This window comes from Chelativorans sp. ZYF759 (genome assembly GCF_012911015.1).
Taxonomy (GTDB): Bacteria; Pseudomonadota; Alphaproteobacteria; order Rhizobiales; family Rhizobiaceae; genus ZYF759.
Window position 1 is genome coordinate 1 of record NZ_WVVV01000043.1, and the last position, 1,062, is coordinate 1,062.

Annotated in this window: 1 protein-coding gene and 1 pseudogene; both read right to left on the bottom strand. The window is 60.2% G+C overall.

Going from position 1 to position 1,062, the window contains the following annotated elements:
• A pseudogene (locus tag GRZ55_RS22950) lies at positions 1–215 on the bottom strand (flagellin); the annotation flags it as partial.
• Positions 216–467: 252 nt separating this feature from the next.
• A partial coding sequence (locus GRZ55_RS22955) for a flagellin (protein ID WP_169289259.1) occupies positions 468–1,062 on the bottom strand: 595 nt, incomplete at its 5' end.

Consider the following 1,062-nt stretch of genomic DNA (forward strand, 5'->3'; position numbering starts at 1 on the left):
CCGGCGCCGAGGCCCAGGGAGTCCTGCACGGACGACAGCGCCTTGTTGTCGGAACGCATGGTGGTGGCGATCGACCAGTAGGCGGCGTTGTCGGCAGCTTCGCCGACGCGCAGGCCCGTCGAAATGCGGCCCTGGGTGGTGGCGAGGTTCTTGTTGGTGGCGGTGAGGGTCTGCAGCGCAGTCATCGCGCTGGCGTTCGTATTGATGCTAGCCATTTGGGAAAAACTCCCCCGATACAAAACTCAAAAACAAACATGCCGGGCTTCAACCAGCAAAGACGGAGCGGCTTCATGCCTGCGGTCAACAACACGACCGTTCGTCCTTCAACGCGACCGACTATGGTTGATAATCCCTACCAAAATCCTACGCATTCTAGACAAAATTCGATTTTCGCGATGCCGGTAGCCGAAACGACTAGGGCCCCGCCGTCGGAAGACGGCGAGGCCCTTTGATGAAATCTGCAGCTCTTAGCGGAAGAGCGACAGGATGTTCTGCGAGTTCGAGTTGGCGATCGACAGCGACTGGATGCCGAGCTGCTGCTGGACCTGCAGAGCCGACAGACGCGCCGACTCTTCCTGCATGTCGGCATCGACGAGCTGGCCGACACCGCGCTCGATGGCGTCGCTCAGCTTCGAGATGAAGTCCGACTGCATGTCGACACGGCTCTTGGTGGCACCAATCGTGGCGGCGGCATCCGACATTTCCTTGAGCGCATCCTCGATGGTCGCGATGTGCGCTTCGATTGCCGCGTCATCCTCGGATCCGTCGAGTTCGATGGCCATGACGTCTTCCAGAATGCCACCGCTTTCGCCGGTCTCGTCGAGAATCTGCGTGGCGCTCAGATCCAGAGTGACCTTGTTGACCGTGACGGTGCCATCAGACGCACGATCGTAGGAGGCGACGATGTTGAGCTCGGTCTCCGACTGGTCGTTGGCGATCAGGTTCGAGCCGGCATAGTTGGCGGCGAGGCCGATGCTGGTCAGCTGGCCCTGCAGTTCCTTCAGCTCGGTCTGGATCTTGAGCTTGTCGTCTTCCGAAGCGCCGACGGCGGAAACCATCTTC